Below are 21,220 nucleotides of genomic sequence, written 5' to 3'. Positions count from 1 at the left end.
CCGCCACCGGACGCGGCAGATGCCGCGGGAATGAGCGTGATCGCAACGCCGCTGCCTGCTGCTTGGGAGCCTCAGTGCGCGCTCCACGAGCTCTTTGAGGAGCAAGTCGTGCGCAGCCCGGCTGCCGACGCGGTGATCTGGCAAGACCGCCGGCTCAGTTATCGCGAGCTGGATGAGCGGGCGAACCAGCTGGCACACTTGCTGCAGCAACGCGGCCTCCGGCCCCAGCACTGCGTGGGCATCGCGCTACCGCGAGTGCCTGATCTGATCGTGACCATGCTGGCGATCCTCAAGACGGGGGCAAGCTATGTGCCGCTCGATCCGGCCTATCCGCCCGAACGGCTCGCCTTCATGATCGCCGACTCCGGCTGCCAGTTCGTAGTCACCAATTCGATCCTGAGGACCGACTTCGGATCGTCGCAGCTCGTGTTTCTCGACTGCTGTGATGCGGACTTACTGTTGCAGGAATCCGCCAATCCGGCGGCAGCCGTTAGTTCGCGCGACCTTGCTTATATCATCTACACCTCAGGATCGACTGGTCGCCCAAAGGGTGTCGCAATCGAACATCGCAGCGCGGTCGTTTTCCTGCACTGGGCAAAGGCCGCCTTCTCGGCTGCGGAACTGGCTGGCGTGCTGGCGGCGACATCGATCTGCTTCGACCTGTCGATCTTTGAGATTTTCGCACCGCTGTGCTGGGGCGGGACGGTCCTGCTCGTGAACAATATCCTCGAACTACCTGAATCCCCGCATCGCGACCGGGTCACGCTGATCGATACGGTTCCGTCTGCCATGCGAGAACTGCTGCGGCTGCAGCAATTGCCGACAAGCGTGATGACCATCTGTCTTGCTGGCGAAGCCTTTCCAGCCGCGCTGGCCCGCGAGCTAAAAAGGCAGCCGCAGCCAATCCGGGTCCTGAATCTGTACGGTCCGACCGAGGACACCACCTATTCGACATGGGCCGAAGTCGACCTGACGAGCGAGGAGGCGCCGCCGATCGGGCGCCCTCTGCCCGGCACCTGCGCCTACGTCGTGGACAGCGAGATGGCGCTGTGTCCCGCCGGCAAGGTCGGCGAGCTCTATCTCGGGGGAGCGGGGCTTGCACGCGGCTATCTCGGTCGCCCAGAACTGACGGCCGAACGCTTCATCTCCGATCGCTTCGGAAGCGATCCGCAGGCGCGGCTCTACCGAACCGGCGATCATGTCCGGATGAGGCCGGATGGCCAGCTCGAATATCTCGGCCGGATCGACGATCAAGTGAAGATCCGGGGCTACCGAGTCGAGCTTGGCGAGATCGAGCGTGTTTTGGCCGATATCGACAACGTAGCCGAATGTATTGCCTTGGTCGCAACCGGGCCTGCGGGGGATGCGCGGCTCGCGGCCTATTTCACCGGATCGGCAGACATTGCCCGGCTGAGGGAAGCGGCGGCCGCCAGGCTGCCGACATTCATGGTGCCCGCGGCCTTCATCCACCTCGACAGCATTCCACGAACGCCCAACGGCAAGCGCGATCGCAGCCGCCTGCCCCCGCCCGACTGGAGCGCGATAACCGATGGCGCCGCCGCCGCGCAAGCGCCCGCCGAGGCGCTCGAACGGTCCGTCGCGCGTATCTGGAGCGAGCTATTGGGTCTGCCCCGCATTGGGCGTGAGCAGAATTTTCTCGCGATCGGCGGACATTCGCTGCTGGCGACGCGCATCGTCGCGCGCGTGCGCGACGAACTGAAACGCGACCTGTCGCTTCCCCAATTCTTTGCTCACCCGACGATCGCGGGTCTGGCAAAAACCATTGCCGGACTGCCGCGATTGCTGGCGCCCGATCTGGTCGCAGCACCGCGGCGCGGCCAGGCCGATCTGTCGGCCGCGCAGCGGCAGATGTGGTTTCACGCGCAGGTCGATCCGCAGAACACGTCCTATCTCGTGCCCTGCAGTATTCGCATCACCGGCCCCGTCGACCCGGCGCTGTTGGAGCTTGCGCTGAATGAGGTGGTGCGCCGTCAGTCGGCGCTGCGTACGAGCATCCAGTCGCGCGGCGGACAAGTCGTCCAGGTGATTGAGCGGGAGCTGACGCTCCGCCTGCCCGTCGAGGACGTCTCGGGCCGAGACGGCGAAGCGGCGTTGAGGCGACAGGCGCTCGAGCTCGCGGCCACCGCGATGGACCTTGCGCATGCGCCGCTCGTGCGGATCAAGCTGCTCCGCCTCGCGCCCGACGACTGGTGCCTCGTCGTCGTGGCGCACCACATCGTCTTTGACGAGTGGTCGCTCGGGCTCCTGGTGCGCCAGATCGCCGTTGCTTACCGCGCAGCGGCGCGGCACGAGCCGCCCGCGACGTCGGTCCGTCCGATCGAATTTGCCGACTATTGCGCCTGGCAGCAGAGCCGCGACTGGAGCGAGGGGACGGCGTTCTTTCGCCGACAGCTTGCCGGCGCTCAGTTCTGTCTCACCCTGCCGACGGCCCATCCGAGGGGCGAGCAACATGGCTCGCAGGGCGGCAGCGCATCGTTTGTCCTCGATCGCGATTTGTCGGATGCCGTCGATGCCCTTGCGGCACGCGAGCAGGCGACGCCGTTCATGCTGATGCTCGCGGCATTCCAGACTCTGGTCGCGGCGCTCGCCAACGAGAACGACTTCGTCACCTTGACCGCGGCCGCCGGAAGGCGCCACCGCGAGACCGAGGACCTCATCGGATGCCTGATGAACATGGTGCCGATCCGCGCCGCGCTTCGTCCGTCCGAAACCTTTCTCGCACTGCTCGGACGGGTCAGGACCGTCGTGCTCGGCGCGCTGGAGCATCAGGAGGTCCCATTCGAGCTGATCATCGCGGATCTGCGCCCCCCGCGCGATCCGCGCTACACGCCGATCGGTCAGGTCGCGTTCGGCTTCCAGAATGCCCCCGAGGCGCGTTGCGAGCTGGATGGCCTGAGCTATGCCGGCATCGAGTTGCGCCCGGACCAGGCGCGGCTCGACCTCACTTTGTGGGTCGACCGCCGCACCGGTCCGCTCCGCGCCGTCTGGACCTACCGCACCAGTCTCTTCACCAACGCGCAGATCGCGGGCTTCCACACCATGTACGCGAAGCTTCTCCGTCGCATCGTGGAGGCGCCCGAAAGCACCATCACCGCACTTCAAGGCGATTGTGGAGCAAGAAGCATGGCCACCACCACACCGCGCAGGTCGTTTCCGGGCCGCGCCGCGCCGAGCGCCCTCACCGCTGGCAATCTCGTCAGGACCGAGCCGAACTGGCTCGGCACAGCGCTGCCCACGCGCATCAGCGCGCAAGTGCCGGGCCTGAGCCTCGCCGACTGGGTCGGCACGCGCCGCGACGAGGTCGAGCATCATCTGCGCCAGTGTGGTGGCGTCCTGTTCCGTGGCTTCCAGGTCGAGGGCATTGGCGATTTCCAGCGCTTCGCCCGCGCGATCGCGTCGGAGTTGATCCAATATGGCGAGCGCTCCTCGCCGCGCACCGAGCTCGCCGAGGGCATCTACACCTCGACCGACCATCCGTCGGATCAGCCCATTCTCCTGCACAACGAGCAGTCCTACACGCTGAACTGGCCGATGCGCATCATGTTCTTCTGCGAGCAGCCGGCCCTCAAGAACGGCCGCACACCGCTCGCCGACAGCCGTCGCGTGCTCGCCCGCCTGTCGCCGGCAACCGTCGAGAAGTTCGAGCACCTGGGCGTACTGTATACGCGCAACTATCTGCCGGGCATCAGCCTGCCCTGGACGGAGGTGTTCCAGACCACGGACCGCGGCGCGGTGGAAGCGTATTGCCGGGCCGCATCGCTCGACTTCGAATGGCTGGACGGCGAGCGCCTGCGCACCAGGCAGATCCGACATGCCGTGCGCGTTCATCCGGTGACGGACGAGCGCACCTGGTTCAATCACGCCCTGTTCTTTCACGTCACCGGTCTGCCCGACGAGATCAGCCGATCGCTGCGCGCGGCCGTCGCGGACGAGGACCTGCCGTACAACACCTATTACGGCGACGGCTCGCCGATCGAGGACGCGGTCCTGCGAGAGCTGCGCGAGGCCTATGACGCCGAAACGACATCATTCGAGTGGCGGCAGGGCGACGTGCTTCTGCTCGACAACATGCTGGTCGCGCACGGTCGCGAGCCCTTTGAGGGATCGCGCAAGGTCCGCACCGCGATGACCGATCCCTATGAGCAGCTCTATGGCAGCCCTGCGAGCGGCCCACAGGCTCCGATCGAGAGGACGTTGTGATGCCCAACAAGGCAATCGAGCGAAGCGCGTTCGCGCTGCGGAGGCCTCTGAAGGCCACCCAGGTGTCCGAGACCGAGCTCGTGCGTGAATCCCCGCTCGACACAGACGGCGGACCGCCCCTCGTGCTGGAGCCTAACCACGCTGCAGTCGACCTGATTCAGTGGGCGGGCGCGCACCGGGCAGCGCTCATGTTCAAGCTGATCGAGCACGGCGCATTGCTGTTTCGCGGCTTTTCGATCGACAGTCCGGAGAAATTCGCCGAGCTCGCGCGCGCGCTCACCCCGAATCTCCTCGACTATCTCGAACGCGCGGCGGCGCGTTCGAAGGTCACGCCCAAGGTGTTCACGTCGACCGAGCTCGCCGCTGACCAATGGATCCCGCACCACCACGAGATGTCCTATTCGCACAACTGGCCCGCGCGCATCTACTTCTACTGCGACACGCCGGCGGCGCAGGGCGGCTGCACCCCGATCGCAAGCGAGCGCCAGTTCTTTCCCCGCCTCGACGCGGCGATCAAGCGGCGCTTCATCGAGCGCAAGGTGATGTATGTCCGCAACTACGGCCGCGGCCTCGACCTGACCTGGCAGGACGCATTCCAGACCGACGACCGAGCGGCGGTCGAGGATTATTGCCGGCGATTTAGCGTTGACTTCGAATGGATCGACGGCAACCGGCTGCGGACCCGACAGGTCCGCCAGTCCGTCGCGACGCATCCGCAGAGCGGCGAAACGGTGTGGTTCAATCACGCGCACATGTTCCACCAGTCTAATCTGGAGCCGGAAATCCGCGAGGTGCTGCTCCAGTCGTTCGGCAGCGAGGGGCTGCCGCGCAACGCCTATTTCGGCGACGGCACGCCGATCGAGACCTCGATACTGGACGAGATCCGCTCGCTCTATCGCGAGTGCTCCGTATCCTTTCCCTGGCAGCGCGGGGACGTGATGCTCTTGGACAACTTCATCACCGTGCACGCCAGAGAACCGTACAAGGGTGCGCGGCGCATTCTCGTCGCCATGGCGGACCTCCATGTGAGCGGAGCGCTCAGCTCATGAATGTACAGCAGACCGCAGAAGCCGCGACGATCAGCGGATTTCGACTCTCGCCCTCACAATGGGACTTGTGGCGGCGTCAATCAAAGAGCGGAGTGTTCCTGAGCCGCGCTCGGGTGACCGTCGATGGACTTCTGGATGCTGGCTGGCTCGCAGAGTGCCTCGCCGACATCGTTGACCGCAATGACATCCTGCGCGCGAGCTTTCGGCAGCTTCCCGGCATGGGGGCGCCGCTCCAGGTCATTCAGGACTACGCTCGGCCCCTGGTCGAGGCTTATGACTGGCGCACCTGCAGCACACAGGAGCGGGAAGAGAAGCTGCGCCAGCTTTGGGAACAGGAGCCGGCCTTCGAGCTTCACGAGGGGCCACTGCTCGCCGTGTCGCTGGCAAGAACCGGCGACAACGAGGAGGTGGTGCAGATCGTCGCGCCGTCGCTCGTGGCCGACTCCGAGGGCCTTTCGTTCATCCTGCGCGAGATCGCAGCCCGTGCCAATGGCGCCGAGCCCGGCCCGCGACCTGAGATCCAGTTTCTGCACCTGTCGGAATGGTGCCACGAGGTCCGCGAGGACCCGGACAACGCAGCTCGCTGGAATTTCTGGGGGGACCAGGTCAGCCAAGGCGCGGCGTCGCGCCTTGCTTTGCCGTTCGCCCGTTCCGCAGCGGCTGGCGCGGTCGGCGAAGTGCACGTCGAGGGCCCGGCATCCGATCGATCGACGGTGCTGGCCGCCTGGGCTCTGGTTGTCGCCCGCTATGCCGCAAGGCGCGACATCACCATCCACTGCCGCCTGTCGGGGCGGATGTTCGACGAGCTTGCCGATGCCGTCGGGCCGATGGCGGCATCCGTTCCGATCAGAATGACATGGTCCGCAGAAGAGCCGCTCTCCACGTTTGCCGAGCGCATCGATCGCTGCTTTGCCGAGGCGACCGAGAACCTGCCCTACTTCGATGGCCGTTCTGCAGGCGCCGAGCAGGCGCAGATCGGATTTGACTATCAGCAAGCTCCCGAATTTCCCACCGCTTCGGCGATATCATTTCGCGATGTCGAAATGCGCGGCGAACTCGAGACGTGCGATCTCCTGCTGCGTTGCGTCTCGGCGGGCCGGCGGCTACGGCTCGACATCCTCTACGACGTGAACCGTCATGATGGGATGGTCGTTGGCCTAATCGCAGAATCGGTCAAGGCGACGCTTCAGAACGCGACGGCGGCCACGCCGTTGCAGAGGGTTCCACTCCTCGGACCACGCGAACGCAATCTCCTGGTCAACGACTGGAACCACACCTCGCAGGCACCGGTCGAGGATGCATGCATCCACGACCTGTTTGCACACGTCGTGCGCGAACGGCCGGACGACATGGCGGTCAAGTCGCCTGAGCGGCAACTCACCTTTGCTGAGCTTGATGCGTGCAGCAACAAGCTCGCCTGCCAATTGCGGGCAGCGGGCGTTCGGCCGGAAGCGCGGGTCGCGATCCTGCTGACGCGCAGCGCCGAGCTGATCATCGCCGTGCTGGGCGTGCTCAAGGCGGGCGCCGCCTACGTGCCGCTCGATCCCGACAATCCGCCGCAACGCATTGCCGCGCTAATGGAAGCGGCCTCGGTCAGCGCGGTGATCGTCAACGGCGACTCCCCCGATGTCCCCGCGCAGACCTGTTCCAGGATCAGCCTCTCGAGCCCGTCGCTCGTCGCTTGCTCCCCCCTGCCACAGCCGGACGATGTGCGGCCGTCAAACGCTGCCTATGTGATCTTCACCTCGGGATCGACCGGGGCTCCGAAAGCGGTCGTTGTCGAGCATCGCTCGGCGATCAATCTGGCCACCGCCCTGCACGACCGCATCTATTCGGGACTCGGCGACCACCTCAACGTCAGCGTCAATGCGCCCTTGTCATTCGACGCGTCGGTCAAGCAGATCGTCCAGCTATTGAACGGTCATTGCCTCTGCATCGTTCCCGAAGCGGCCCGGCAAGACGGCAAAGAGCTCCTGGACTTCGTCCTCGCCAACAAGATCGACGTGCTGGATTGCACGCCCTCGCACCTGAAACTCTTGATGGGCGCGGGCTTTGCGGATTGGAATGGCGAGTATCCATCGGTGGTCCTGGTCGGCGGCGAGGCGATCGACGCGGATAGCTGGAATGTACTCGCGCGCCATCGCGTCGCATTCTTCAACGTCTACGGCCCGACCGAGACGACGGTGAATGTCTCGGCGGAGCGCATCAGAGGTGACGTACCCCCGAATATCGGCCGACCGCTCAGAAATGTGCGCGCTTACATTCTCGATGCCGACCTCAATCCCGTTCCGGTCGGCGTATCCGGCGAGCTGTGCATCGCCGGCGCCGGCGTCGCCCGCGGCTACCTCGGCAACCCCGAGGCCACCGCGGAACGCTTCGTTCCCGATCCCTTCAGCGCCAACGGCGAGTGGCTCTATCGCAGCGGCGATTCCGCGCGCCACCTCGTCGACGGACGCATCCAGTTTCTCGGCCGCCTGGACGACCAGGTCAAGGTAAGGGGATATCGCATCGAACCGGGGGAGGTCGCTGCCGCGATACGCCAGCATCCCGCGGTCGAAGACGCCCTGGTGGTGGCGCGTGGCGAACCCGGCGATCGCCGGCTGGTCGCCTATGCAAGATGCCGCGCTGCCTGCTCTGATGGGTCGACATTCAAGTCGACGCTCGCACAGTTCAACAACCACGAGACCGAATATCTCTACGACGAGATCTTCAAGAAGGAGATCTATGTCAGGCACAACATTCGCCTGCGGCATGAGGCGTGCGTCCTCGACGTCGGTGCAAATATCGGGATGTTCTCGGCCTACGTCGCACGACGTTGCCACCGTCCGCGGATCTACGCTTTTGAGCCGCTTGCTCCGATCTTCGATCGGCTCGAGGCGAACCTCGCACGGCACGCGCCGAGTACGAGGCTGTTTCCGATCGGCTTGTCAAGCCGGCAGTTCCACGAGGATTTCACCTTCTATCCCGGCTATTCGATGATGTCCGGCCAGAAGGCCTATTCGGACGCAGCTGGAGAAGTCAGGGTCATCAAGCAGTACCTGCGCAACGAGCGGGCCGCTGGACAGGGCTCGTCGGAGCTGATCGAGCATGCCGACGAGCTGCTGGAGGAGCGCTTGCGCACGGTCGAGCTATCCTGCCTGCTGCGACGCCTTTCGGACGTCATCCGCGAACAGTCAATCGAGCAGATCGACCTACTGAAGATCGACGTTCAGCGCGCCGAGCTCGACGTCCTGCAGGGTATCGACGACGACCACTGGCCGCGCGTCCAGCAGATCGTGATGGAGGTGCACGACCAGGCGGGCACGCCGACCCAGGGCCGCATCGACATTCTGCTCGATCTTCTGGAGAGCAGAGGTTTTGAGGTTCGCGTGGAGCAGGAATCGCTGCTGCACGGCACCGATCGCTATGGCCTTTATGCCTGGCGGCCGGAATACGAACGATCTCTTTCGGAGGATGACATTGCGGGGCCCTTGACTGCCCCTCCCTCGCCGGCCGAGATGCGCACCTTCTTGTCCGAGCGCCTGCCCGACTACATGCTGCCCGCGGCATTTGTGGCCCTTGCGAAATTCCCGCTGACGCGTAACGGCAAGGTGGACCTCTCGGCCCTGCCTGAGCCCGGAGCGCGTCGGCTGCACCTTCAACGCGCCATTGCGGCTCCCGAGGACTGGCGGGAAGGAACCATGGTGGCGATATGGAAGGAGGTGCTCGGTCTCGATGAGATCGGTGTCGAGGACAATTTCTTCCAGCTCGGCGGAGATTCGATCCGCAGCATCCAGGTTCAGGCCCTTGCCCAGAAGCGCGGCTTGCGGTTTGGTCTGTCGCGCTTGTTTGCCCGTCAGACCATACGCGAATTGGTGCGCGACATCGAGGCGACGGGCGAGCCGGCGCAACCGCAGGGCGCTGTCGCGGCTTTTGGCCTCATACGCGCGGAAGATCGTGCGCGCATGCCCGCGGATGCGGAAGATGCCTATCCGTTGAGTGCGCTGCAGGCAGGCATGGTCTATCATACCGAGTTGACCGGCAGGCCCTCGACCTATCACAACGCAACCTCGCATCGTGTGCTTTGCCGGCTCGAACCCGATGTGCTTCACAGCGCGATCGACGAGCTGGTCGCGGCTCATCCGGTGCTGAGGACCTCATTTCACCTGACGGGCTTCAGCGAACCTCTCCAAATCGTGCATCGCCAGGCGCACGCCACCCTGCAAATCAAGGACCTGTCGGCATGTCAGGCCGATGAGCAATATCGCATCATCGATGCCGACGTTCGCGCAGAGCTGCAACGCGCGTTCGAATGGGACAAGGCTCCGCTGGTGCGATTCGGCGCCTACCACATCGGCCCGTCTCAATTTCAGTTGATGGTTGCCGAATATCATGGGATTCTTGACGGCTGGAGCCTGCATCTCCTGCTTGCCGAGATCTGTCAGCGCTACGCAAGACGCCTCGGACTCGGCGCGACGCTGTCGCTCGACCCGCCGCGTCTCACCTATCGGCGATTCATCGAGACCGAGCGTGAGACGCAGGCGTCAGATCACGCACGACAATTCTGGAGCGGCAAACTCGCGAACGCGCCGCGCACGCCTCTTGCCCGTTGCAGCAGCGCGGCATTTTCAGGGCGAGGACGGGTTGAAGGCCACGCGGTCGAATTGGCCGGCGACATCGGCGCGGCGCTGTCGGATCTCTTCAGACGCACCGGCGTTCCTCTCAAGAGCATCATGCTGGCGATCCATGTCCGCGTCATCGGCCTCGCCAGCGGCATACGCGACGTGGTGACGGGCCTCGTCGTCAACGGTCGGCCGGAGGAGCCGGAGGGCGATCGTATCATCGGTCTGTTCATCAACACGGTGCCGTTCCGCATGACGTTGGACAGCGGCTCCTGGCTCGACCTGGCCCGGCGGGCTTTCGAGCTGGAATCGGAGTTGGTGCCACACCGGCGACTTCCGTTCGCCGACATTCAGCGCATGCACGGCGGAACGCCGCTGATCGATTCATTCTTCAACTTCTCGCAATTCCATCTCCTGCCGGGACAGACCGACGGCGCCCCGGTGACCATATCGGACAGCCGCACGGTTCCAGCCGACATCGATTTTCCGCTCGCGGTCGATTTCGAGGTGAAACCCGGTCAGGGCGAGGTGCGGTTGAGCTTCCAGTATGATGCGGACCAGCTTGCTGCCGAACATATCGCCCGTCTCGGAGGGTACTACCGCAAGGCGATCGATGCTTTCCTGCGCGATCCGCATGCCTCCTGGGATGAGGCCGTGCTTGAAGAGCCGCCCAGCGAGCTCGAACGGCAACTCAGCCGGATCTGGAGCGAGGTTCTTAACCATCCGAACATCGGCCGCCATGAGGAGTTTGCTGCGGTCGGCGGCCATTCGCTTCTCGCAACGCGCATCGTCGCACGCATCCGCAAGGAGCTCGGCAGCGATCTTTCGCTGTCGGCGTTGTGCGGCGGCAGCACCATTGCCGGTCTGGCGCGAGCCCTCAATCTCGATCACGCCCGCCCGGAGGGTCGAATATGAATACGACGGTCGCTGCCGACCGCTGGATCACGACGTTTCGTCCGAATTCGCTGGCGCGGTTGCGGCTGTTCTGCCTGCCGGCGGCCGGCGGCAATGCGTCCGCATTCCAGGAATGGGTCAATCTGTTTCCTGAAGACATCGACATCTGTGCCGTGCAGCTTCCCGGCAGGCAGCAACGGGCGGCGGAGCGGCCTTACACCCGGATGAGCCTTGCGGTTCAGGCGCTCGAGCAGGCGATCCGCCCCTATCTGGATCTGCCGTTTGCAATCTTCGGAACATGCACCGGCTCTCTTGTCGGCTTTGAGCTGGCGCAACGGCTCCGCCGCACTCTGGACATCCAGCCAAGTCACTTCTTCGCCTCCTGCTGCCGCGCCCCGCATCTTCCCGACCGCGACCTGCCCATTCACGCCCTGCCCGGAGACCGGCTCTGGGCCGAGATCGAGCGCCTCGGCGGCACGCCGGCGATCGTCACCGCGCATCCCGAAATGCGGTCCGTCCTGTCGCCAGTGCTGAGGGCGGATTTCGAGCTGGCCGAAACCTACCTCTACCGCGGCTCACGTCCGCTCGATTGCCCGCTGACCGTGTTCGGCGGCATCCAGGACACGATCGTATCGTCGGACGAGCTGGCCGCCTGGCGCGACCATACGACCGGAGCTTTCCAAACTCTCATGGTGAACGGTGGACACTATCTGATCGATTCCGCGCGCGAGGAGCTGGTGCGCGCCATTGCGACGAGATGCGCGTGACCCAACCGCGATTCGAAGACGCTTATGTGAGTGCGCCCGGGGGGTGCGTGTGGATGCGTCGCAGCGGCGGGGGCGCGAGAGCTCCTCTTATCACCGTGCACGGCGGGCCGGGCTCTCCGCACGATTATCTGGAGCCGCTCGCGGCTCTCGGCGACGACCGCGAGGTCGTGTTCTACGACCAGCTCGGCTGCGGGCGGTCGGACCGTCCGACCGACACGTCGCTCTGGACCATCGATCGTTTCGTCGCCGAGTTGGACGCGGTGGTGGAGACGGTCGGACGCAAGCCTGTTCATCTGCTCGGTCATTCCTGGGGCGCGATGCTTGCGGTCGATTACGCCCTCGCCTATCCACAGAAGGTCGCCAGTCTCATCCTTAATTCGCCGTGCCTGAGCATGCGGCGCGTTCGTAGCGACATGCAACGGCTGCGCGCCGCGTTGCCGCCGTCTGTGCAGCGTGTCCTCGATTCCTGTGAAGCCGAAGGGGACACCGATTGCGGGGCCTACGGCGCCGCCGCCATGGTGTTCTATCGCCGGCACGTCTGTCGCAAGACGGATTGGCCGGAGCCGTTGGTACGCTCGCAGCGGAATTGGGCTTGGCCGGTTTATCACACCATGTGGGGACCTGCGGAGTTCACGCCGATCGGAAATCTCGCCGATTACGAGCGCGAGGGCCGGCTGCGCGATTTGAACCGCCCGGTGCTCTATCTCTGCGGACGATATGACGAGATCACGCCCGAGGCCACCGCCGCATATCATCATCAGACGCCGGGGTCGGAATTCGTCGTGTTCGAGGACAGCGCGCATGTCCAGCACCTCGAGGAGCCCGAGCTCTATGAGGCGGTCGTACGCGGCTTTTTGGGACGAGCCGAGATGGCGGCCCAATGAGCTCCCTTGCCGACAGAATAGCTCAGCTTCCGCTGCGCATGCTGGCGCGTTTCGTGCGCTGGAGCGAGATGGACAGTCCGCTCGATCAACGGCTCGAAACCATCGTGCCGAGAAATCCGTCCGAACCGGCGCCGCTGTCCTATTCGCAGGAGCGGCTTTGGTTTCTGGAGCAGCTTCAGCCTGGGAACAGCGCGTACAATCTTCCGCTCGTCCTGCCGTTTGGCGATCCTTTGGACTGCGCGGTTCTGGAGCGCGCGCTGAACGCGATCGTCGCGCGGCACGAGGCGTTGCGGACGACCTTCGTGATGTCGGGCGGGGTTCCGGTGCAGCGGGTGGCGCCGCATCTGTCGATTGCCATCGAGGAGATCGACTTGCGCGGGCAGGCCGACGCGCAGGCGGCGGCGTACCGGCTGCTGGCCGAGGAGATGTCGCGGCCGTTCGAGCTGCAACGCGGCCCGCTGGTGCGGGCCCGGCTGATCCGCCGCGGACCGGGTGAGGCGCTGTTCGTGGTGAACATGCACCACATCGTCTCCGACGGCTGGTCGCTCGGGGTCTTCATGCGCGAGCTGGAGGCGCTTTACACCGCCTTCGTGCAGAACCGTCCCTCGCCGCTCGAGGAGCTGCGCATCCAGTATGCGGACTTCGCGGTGTGGCAGCGCGAGTGGCTGCAGGGCGACATGCTGGCCCAGCATCTCGGCTACTGGCGCGATCAGCTCGCGGGCATCCCGCCGCTCTTGGATCTTCCCTGCGATCGCCCGCGGCCGGCGATGGAGAGCTATCGCGGCGCGGCGCAGATGTTCACGGTCGGGCCGCGCGTGACCGACAAGCTGCGGGAGCTGGCGCGGGAACGGCAGGCAACCCTGTTCATGGTGCTGCTGGCGGTGTTCAAGGCGCTGCTGGCGCGAACAAGCGGATTGCACGACATCGTGGTCGGCTCACCGATCGCCAACCGCAACCGGGCGGAGCTGGAGGCGCTGATCGGCTTCTTCGTCAACATGCTGGCACTGCGCACGCAGGTGTCGGCGGAGCTGAGCATCGGAGAGCTGATCGACCGGGTGCGGGAAGTCACCCTCGGGGCCTATGAGCACCAGGACGTGCCGTTCGAGAAGCTGGTGGCCGAACTGCATCCGCGGCGCAGCCTGAGCCACAGCCCGATCTATCAGGTGGCCTTCGTGCTGCAGAACACGCCGGATGCGGCGTCGGCGACTGCGGCTGCGGAGATCGCGGAGCCGAGCTGGGATCGCGAGCCGGCGCATTCGGTGGGCACCTCGAAGTTCGACCTGACGCTGTCGCTGGCCGAGCGCGGCGGGCTTCTGGTGGGGAGCTGCGAGTACCGGACGGACCTGTTCGGGCATCGCACGATCGGCCGGCTGTTGCGGCGTTATCTTCGCATGCTGGAAGCGGCAGTGACGGATGCAGACAGGCCGCTCTGGCAATTGCCGATGCTGCTGCCGGAGGAGACGCCGCCGGCGCGTCGTCCGGCCTTGCCGGTCGAGCCGGGTCTGGTCGAGGCGATGGCGCCGTTCGGCGGCGACCGGACCGCGCTGGCGGTCGCGGCACGGGCGGCAGCGGCGGCGATGGGGCTTGGGCGGCGCAGTGTCCTGGCGGTGCTCGATGGCGGTGACGAGACTCTGCGGCGGCTCGGACAGGCCGCCGCGCTCGCGGCCGGCGCCGAGGTTGCGCTGGTCGATGCAGCGCGCCTTCCAACGATGCGGGCAAGCCATGTGCTGGTGCGGCCCGAGATGCTGGCGAAGCTGAACACGGAGGAGATGCCGCAAAAGGCGGTGCTCGTGATCCTCGGACTGCCCTGCTTCGCGGCCGCGCTGGAGCGCTGGAAGGCGCGGCGGATCGTCGGCCTGTGGGGCGTCGGAGCTTTGCCCTGCTGCGCCACGCTGTCATTCGAGGAGCCGGAAGCGGTGATCGGCGAAGCGCTCGCCGGCTGCGTGATCGAGGTCCTGGACGAGCGGATGCGGCGGCAGGCGGTGGATGTGTGGGGCGCGATCCATGTCGGCGGCGCGGTTGTGGGACAGCCGGGTCCGGCCATAGGCGAGGCGCTGGTGACCGATCCGTTCGCGGCCGGCGGCTGGCTGTACCGGACCGGTCTGCTCGGCCGGCGCCGCACCGACGGCCGGATCGAGCTGATCGGAGCCGAGGAGCGGCTCGTCTGCTTGCAGGGGATGCGGGGCGACCCGCAGCGGCTGGAGGCTTTGCTGTGCCAGCATCCGGCGCTGCAACAGGCCGCCGTGTGGGTGCAGGACCAGGGCGAGGAGCGATGGCTCGCCGCCTGCGTGGTGCCGCAGACGGGCCGCAAGATCGGCGAGGAGGAATTGCTGGCCTATGCCGGCGAGCGCCTGCCGGCCGCACTGGTGCCGCGTCGGATCCTGGTGACCGACAAGCTGCCTCTCACCTTCGCGCTCACCGAGCCGGAAGAGACCGACAAGCCGAGCAACCCGGTCGAGGCGGTGATCGCCCGCATCTGGGCCGAGGTCCTCAAGCGACCGCAACTCGACGTCAACGCCAACTTCTTCGATCGCGGCGGAAACTCCGTCACCTCCGTCCAGGTCATCTCGCGCATCCGCGAGACCTTCCACATCGACCTCCAGCTCCACCGCCTCTTCGAGGCCCCAACCATCGCCGAGCTCGCCAAAGCCGTCCAGGCGGCGGGTGCCAGCATTTCTGAGGCAGATGATGCGCCGACCGATTCGGCTGGCGCCGGCGAACCGGAGCCGCTGCACTTCGGCCGCATTCGCCGCGCCCCGCCCGGACCGCGGCGGTCTCGTGCACCGTTGTCCTATGCGCAGGAACGGCTCTGGTTTCTCGACCAGTTTCAGCCGTCGTCGACGGTGTACAACATGCTCGTGATGGTGCCTCTCGGCACGTTCGTCGACGCAAAGCTAATCCGGCGCGCGCTCACCGAGATCACCAGTCGACACGAGATCTTGCGCACGACATTTCCCTCGGTCGCCGGATTGGCACAACAGATCATCGGCCCGGTCCAGACGGTCGCGCTGCCGGTCGTCGACGTGACGCACGTGCCGGTGCACGAGCGTCACACGGAGCTCGAACGGCTGGTGATGGAAGACTTGCAGAAGCCGTTCGATCTCGCCCGCCGGCCGCCGCTGCGTGTACGACTCATTCGCGCAGGAGAAGCCGGCAGCTATCTCTCGATCGTCATCCATCACATCGCGTTTGACGGGTGGTCGTTCGGAATCCTAACCCGAGAGTTCTGGACGATCTACAACGCTTTCACAGAGGGGCGACGCCCGCCGCTCGACGAGCTGCCCGTGCAATATGCCGACTTCGCGCGATGGCAACGCCGCTGGCTATCCGGAAGCCTTCTGGAATCGCACATGAGCTATTGGAGACGCCAGCTCGAGAATGCGCCTGAACTCCTCAACCTGCCAACCGATCACCCACGCCCCGCAATCGAGACCCACCGCGGCGGCGCCCGCTGGTTTTCGCTGCCGCAGCCGCTGGGAGAAGGCCTGCGGGCGCTCGCCCGACAGGCAAACACCACGTTTTTCTGCGTCCTCCTTGCCGCCTTCAACGTCCTGCTCATGCGCCTGTCGGGGCAGGAGGACATCGTCGTCGGCTCGCCCATCGCAAATCGGACGCAGGTCGAGACGGAAGCCCTGGTCGGCTTCTTTGCCAATACACTGGTCTTGCGCACGAACCTTTCCGGCAACCCGACCTTCCTCGAGCTGATAGCGACCGCGCACCGGGTGTTGATGGAAGCCGCCGAACACCAGGATGTCCCGTTCGAGAAGATCGTTCAGGAGCTGCAACCCGCGCGCAGCCTCAATCACAATCCGCTCTTTCAGGTCATGCTGGTGCTGCAAAACATGCCCGGCACCGAGGACAGCTTGCGGGACTACGCCGAAGCCTTCCAGCGCATGGAGCCGGCACAACCCGATCCGACGGCAACGCCATCGGTCGGGACCTCGAAGTTCGACCTGACACTGACGCTGATCGAAACCGGAATCGGCCTGACCGGCGGTATCGAATACAGCGCGGAGCTGTTCGAGCCCGAGACGATCGATCGCATGATCCAGCAGTTGCGCGCACTGCTGGAACACGCCGCAGCCGATCCGCATTGCCGGATCTGGCACCTGCAGATCCTGACAGCGGGCGAGCAGGCCAGCGTGACGACGGCCTCGCGCGGCAGCTCCATGGTGACGCCTCCGTATGCGACGGTCGTCGATTGGGTTGCCGCGCAGGCGCGCAGCACGCCCGAACAACCTGCGATCATCACCGCCGACCGCGTCATCGACTACGCCGAGCTCAATCAGAGCGCAAACCGGCTGGGGCGGCATCTGCTGCGCCTCGGTGTCAGCAAGGGTCGTCACGTGGCAATTTCGATGCCCCGCAGTCCGGAGATGCTCATCTCCGTGCTGGCCGTGTTGAAGGCCGGCGCGGCCTATGTTCCGATCGATCCGTCCTATCCGGCGGCTCGCCGCGCGTTCATGCTGTCGGACTCGCGGGCGTCTCTGCTCATTCGGCAACCGGGCTCAGCCGATCCGGCAGGGGCGACGCCCGTGCTCGAGCTGGCTGCCGGCGATGCGGGCCGCCTGAAGGAGTCGGCAAAGGATCTCCGGATGCCCCTGTCCCCGGATTCCCACACTTACATCATTTACACCTCCGGCTCGACTGGACGGCCCAAGGGAGTGATGATGACTCACCGGGCGATGGTGAACCTGATTCAATGGCAGAACGAGAACACCGATTGTGCCGCCGGGACCCGCACGCTCCAGTTCTCATCGCTCAGCTTCGACGTTTCCTTTCAGGAGCTGTTCTCGACATGGACAACCGGCGGTGCGCTTGTCCTTGTCGATGAGGCGGTACGCGCCGATCCGACGCAGCTCCTGGAATGTCTGCGGACGAATCAAGTGCAGCGGCTCTTCCTGCCCTACGTCGCGCTTCAGCAACTCGCGGAAGCATCGCGGATGAGCCAGGGATCGCTGCCTCACCTGCGCGAGATCATCACCGCGGGCGAGCAGCTTCGCATCACGCTCGCGATCGTTCGGCTGTTCGAACGGCTCGGCGACTGTTCTCTTCGCAACCAATACGGCCCGACCGAAACCCACGTCGTCACCGAGCATGTCCTCGCGGGGCCTGCGCGATCGTGGCCGCCCCTGCCGCCGATCGGAGTCCCGATCGCAAATGTGGCGGTTCACGTTCTGGATCGATTCCAACAGCCTGCGCCGATCGGCGTCATTGGCGAGATATACGCATCAGGCGCATGCGTGGCGTCGGGCTATCTCGATCGCGAGGAGCAAACAGCGGAGCGCTTCCTGCCGGATCCATGGACCGGTTCGTACGGAGCGAAGATGTACCGTACGGGCGACCTTGCGCGTCGCCTCGCCGACGGCAGCATCGAATTCTGCGGGCGCAACGATCACCAGATAAAGATCAGGGGTTACCGCATCGAGCCCGGCGAGATCGAACTGGCACTGACGGAAATCGAACACGTCCTCGAGGCGGCGGTCGTGGTGGTCGGCGGGTCGGCGGACACCAGGCGTCTCGTTGCGTTCGTCGTTGCCGAGCCGCCGATGAACGATACCGGCCATATCCGCGACCGGCTCGTCACACGGCTGCCGGAACACATGATGCCGGCCACGATCATCTGTGTTGACGGACTGCCTCTGACGCCAAGCGGCAAGCTCGATCGGGAAGCTTTGATGCGCGTACCGATGGCGAACAATAGTCAGTCCGAGGATTGCGAACTGCCGGCGACCCCGCTCGAGCAGATGCTTGCCGCATATTGGTCGGACCTTTTGGGTCTGGAGCAGGTGGGCGTACACGACGATTTCTTCCATCTGGGAGGGCACTCCCTGATGGCGACACGCATCATAGCGCGCGTCTACGGCGAATTGGGCCTTCGTGTCCCGGTGCGCAGCCTCTTTTCCGCTCCCACCGTGCGGCAATTTGCGAGGACGATCGTCGAGCAGATTGCGGAGCGCATCAAAGCCGCGCAGAGCGAAGTACTGGTGACCAAGCTCGAAGAATCGCTGCTTCGATATGCGTAATGACATTGAGGCAGGAGCGTCTGCTTTGAAAGCCGGAAATTTGCGTCCGGCTTTCCGGATCGGGTTCGCGCAAGGAGACAAAGACAAGATAGAGCGAGGCGACGTTTCGAGGAACGTCAACTCGCCCACCTGGCTGCCCGATCGCCCCGCACGTCAAACCATCGGCAGTTCAGCCGACCGTGACTAAGAGCATGATCCGGAAAAGTGGAGACCGGTTTTCCCTCGCGACAAACGCAAAGCGTTTGCGCGGAGATCATGCTCAAACAAAGAACTAGAGCGGGAGACGATTCGAAGAAGAGTCATCACGCTCCAGCCGAAGGCATCATTCTCATCGTCAGATGATGTTTGCGCCGCTGGCCGGCACGAACATGAAGCAATAGAACTGGTAGTCCACCACCAGATCCTGGTTGTTGTTCGACTGCTGTGATAGCGGTCCCTGATTGACCATCCAGTTGGCAGTGGCGGGATTCGTGATCGGTTGACCTGCGAAATCGAAGTTGGTGACCTGGTCGCCGCCATCCTTCTGCGACCATGAATCGCAACGTCCGGAGGAATTGTCGCAGCGTGCCCAGTGATAGTCGCCCGGCCAGTTCTGATCGCCCGCCGGCGAGACCATCAGCGCCACGAAATGACCCGCGAGGCCCGATGCGCTCCGGCGGGACGACTTGAAGCCGTTGACATCCCTCATCGTGGTCCCAATAAAGACCAGGCCGTCCTTCTCGGCGTAGGAGCTCACGGTCTGGCCCAGCGCGGCCACCGACGTGGCGAAGTTCGACGCCGTCAGCAAGAATCCGCTTTGACGGCCGGGCTGCGGAAAGGTGTTGGTGGCGATGTTGCAGCCGTAGGCGTAGCAGTTGTTGTTGGGCTGATACTTGTAGGACATGTAGTTGCCGCTGCAATCGCCCGGCGGGTCGTAGCTGGCCGCCGGCCCGCCGACCACCGTGGGGCCGTATTGCGGGACCCCGATGGTGCCGGTGCCAGGCGGCACGGTGATGGCCACGTTGACGATCGTGGGCGGGATCAAATGCTCGTCGGGCGCTTCGAGGGCTCGCCCCGGCAGTATCATCTGATGGAACTGGTCGTCTTCGGCAATTCGGCCGCTGAGCTTGAAACGCCGAACGAAACGGCTGCTGGTCATCTGTTCCTCCGATCAGTCCTACGTCTGGGGGTACAAGGTCTTGGTCACTCTGTTGTGGTCGTAGTTGTAGACTTCGAGAGACAGATCAGCGGGCGTGCCCGCTGATCCGCTCAAGACCAGCATGGACGAGGCGCCGGTGTTCACGCCGGTGTTGGTGGCCCACATCGGCGCGTTGTAGCGACTGTAGAACACCAGGTTTCCATCGTTCTGCATGATGAGGCGTCCGGGCAACTGGTCGGCCGGTGGAAGCGGAGACATGGCCGCCCACAATTGCGCGCCCGTGCTGTCGCGTAACACCGGCCCCGCCACCGGGTCGTTGGTTAGCGTCGCGCTGCCGTCCAGGGCCGTCAGCGATTGATTGGCCAGCAGCAACGGATTGATGCGGCTGTCCAACTTGTTGACGTTCATCATCTCGCCGAGGAGATTGGTCTGCATCAACGTCTTGACCTGGGCGGCCGTCCATTTCCGATAGCCGGCCGCCGTCAGCAAGACCATCAGCTTGGCGAATGCAGCCATGGGAGTCATGTCAGCCGGATTCAGAGCACCGACCGCGGGCAGCCAGGCACCGGCGGCATAGGCATTGTCGTTGACCACGCCCGCAATCACCTGGGTGCAATCGACGATCACCACTCCGGCGGCGTTAGCAGCCGCGAGCGCTTGATAGGCGGCGCCGCCCGAGGGGTTGTCGGGGTTGCCCGAAGGGAAGTTTCCCTCGCCGTAGGATTCGAGGATCAGCCCCTTGATGCCGCTTGCGACACAGGCGTTGAGAAGGTTTGCGATTAGGCCCGAACAGGTCTTGGTGCTGTCGTTGAATGCGTACCAGGCCGGGAAGGCGTTGAACTGCATCACCGGAAAACTGTTGATGTTCGCGGTGAGGTATTTGAGCTGTTGTATCGCCGAATTTCGCGCCGTCTCATCATCGAGGCTGACGCCTTTCGAGACCGGCGGCGGCAGGACGTTCTCGAAGAGGATTTCGAACTGAATGCCGTATTCGCCGAGCGAAGGATAGTTCGGCGAAGAGAAAGCGTTGAATTCGCTGGCATTGGTCTTCAGAACCCGGTTTCCCCGATAGAGCTGGTTCTGAAAATAGACGCAGACCTCGGGTATGCCGCTTTGGGCGGCGGCGATCGCGCCGCAGAAGTTCTGAAACGCGTCAGTGTTGTAGCTGAGCGCCGACGGCTCCTTCTCGGTCGGCCCCTGATAGAACATCGGCAATTGCGAGCCGGTGATGATGATCGGCTTGCTCAATTGCGCGGTGGTGACGCCGCGATCGTTGAAGACCGACAGCAGGAAGGGCAGCGCCGTGCCGGTGAAATCCATGCTGTCGGTGCCATGGAGGATCACCCAGCCGTCATACTCGGCATAGTGATCGAGGATGTAGCTGGCGATGATGCACCAGTCCGTCGGCTGGAGATTGGTGCTGTCCAGTGTCCCCGTCGAGGATTCCGGGAACTTCACGTCCACGGCGTAGTGAAGTTCTGTGTCCGGGTAATTCTGAACGATGATGGTCTCGTCGATCAGCGTCTTGCAGGCCTCGGCGAACGCCTGTGCCGACATCGGGGCGAGAGGTGTGCCGACGCAACTGATCGTACCGCCGGTATTTACGATGGCAATTTTCATGAGCCCGCGATGCCCTCAAA

The 21,220-nt window shown here is 64.5% G+C and carries 8 protein-coding genes; 6 read left to right on the top strand and 2 right to left on the bottom strand.

Going from position 1 to position 21,220, the window contains the following annotated elements; translation table 11 throughout:
- Positions 1 to 30: 30 nt before the first annotated feature.
- The 6 genes from ACVJGD_RS39750 to ACVJGD_RS39725 are packed head-to-tail and all read left to right on the top strand — an operon-like array spanning position 31 to position 18,442.
- The gene (locus ACVJGD_RS39750; protein ID WP_456639251.1) at positions 31 to 4,221 is read left to right on the top strand and encodes an amino acid adenylation domain-containing protein; all 4,191 of its coding nucleotides are present in this window, start codon (positions 31 to 33) and stop codon (positions 4,219 to 4,221) included.
- On the top strand, positions 4,221 to 5,270 hold the full coding sequence (locus ACVJGD_RS39745) for a TauD/TfdA family dioxygenase (RefSeq protein WP_456639250.1): 1,050 nt from the start codon (positions 4,221 to 4,223) through the stop codon (positions 5,268 to 5,270). The genes ACVJGD_RS39750 and ACVJGD_RS39745 overlap by 1 nt, the downstream gene beginning before the upstream one ends.
- Positions 5,267 to 10,786 (top strand): amino acid adenylation domain-containing protein, encoded by a 5,520-nt coding sequence (locus ACVJGD_RS39740; RefSeq protein ID WP_456639249.1) that lies wholly within the window; start codon positions 5,267 to 5,269, stop codon positions 10,784 to 10,786. The genes ACVJGD_RS39745 and ACVJGD_RS39740 overlap by 4 nt, the downstream gene beginning before the upstream one ends.
- Positions 10,783 to 11,532, top strand: a complete 750-nt coding sequence (locus tag ACVJGD_RS39735; protein WP_456639248.1) for a thioesterase II family protein — start codon at positions 10,783 to 10,785, stop codon at positions 11,530 to 11,532. Before ACVJGD_RS39740 ends, ACVJGD_RS39735 begins: the two co-directional genes overlap by 4 nt.
- The gene (locus ACVJGD_RS39730; RefSeq protein ID WP_456639247.1) at positions 11,523 to 12,416 is read left to right on the top strand and encodes a proline iminopeptidase-family hydrolase; all 894 of its coding nucleotides are present in this window, start codon (positions 11,523 to 11,525) and stop codon (positions 12,414 to 12,416) included. The genes ACVJGD_RS39735 and ACVJGD_RS39730 overlap by 10 nt, the downstream gene beginning before the upstream one ends.
- Positions 12,413 to 18,442 carry an amino acid adenylation domain-containing protein gene (locus ACVJGD_RS39725; protein ID WP_456639246.1) on the top strand — a complete coding sequence of 2,010 codons (6,030 nt, stop codon included), beginning with the start codon at positions 12,413 to 12,415 and terminating at the stop codon, positions 18,440 to 18,442. The genes ACVJGD_RS39730 and ACVJGD_RS39725 overlap by 4 nt, the downstream gene beginning before the upstream one ends.
- 334 nt (positions 18,443 to 18,776) lie before the next feature.
- Here ACVJGD_RS39725 and ACVJGD_RS39720 read toward each other — a convergent pair whose 3' ends face one another.
- Positions 18,777 to 19,580 (bottom strand): hypothetical protein, encoded by an 804-nt coding sequence (locus ACVJGD_RS39720; protein ID WP_456639245.1) that lies wholly within the window; start codon positions 19,578 to 19,580, stop codon positions 18,777 to 18,779.
- 18 nt (positions 19,581 to 19,598) lie between these two features.
- A complete protein-coding gene (locus tag ACVJGD_RS39715) occupies positions 19,599 to 21,200 on the bottom strand; it encodes an asparaginase domain-containing protein (RefSeq protein WP_456639244.1) in 1,602 nt (533 codons plus the stop codon).
- Positions 21,201 to 21,220: the final 20 nt, after the last annotated feature.

The organism is Bradyrhizobium sp. USDA 10063 (assembly GCF_054063735.1).
Note: the sequence above shows the minus strand (reverse complement) of the source record. Positions and strands in the feature narration are given on the sequence as shown.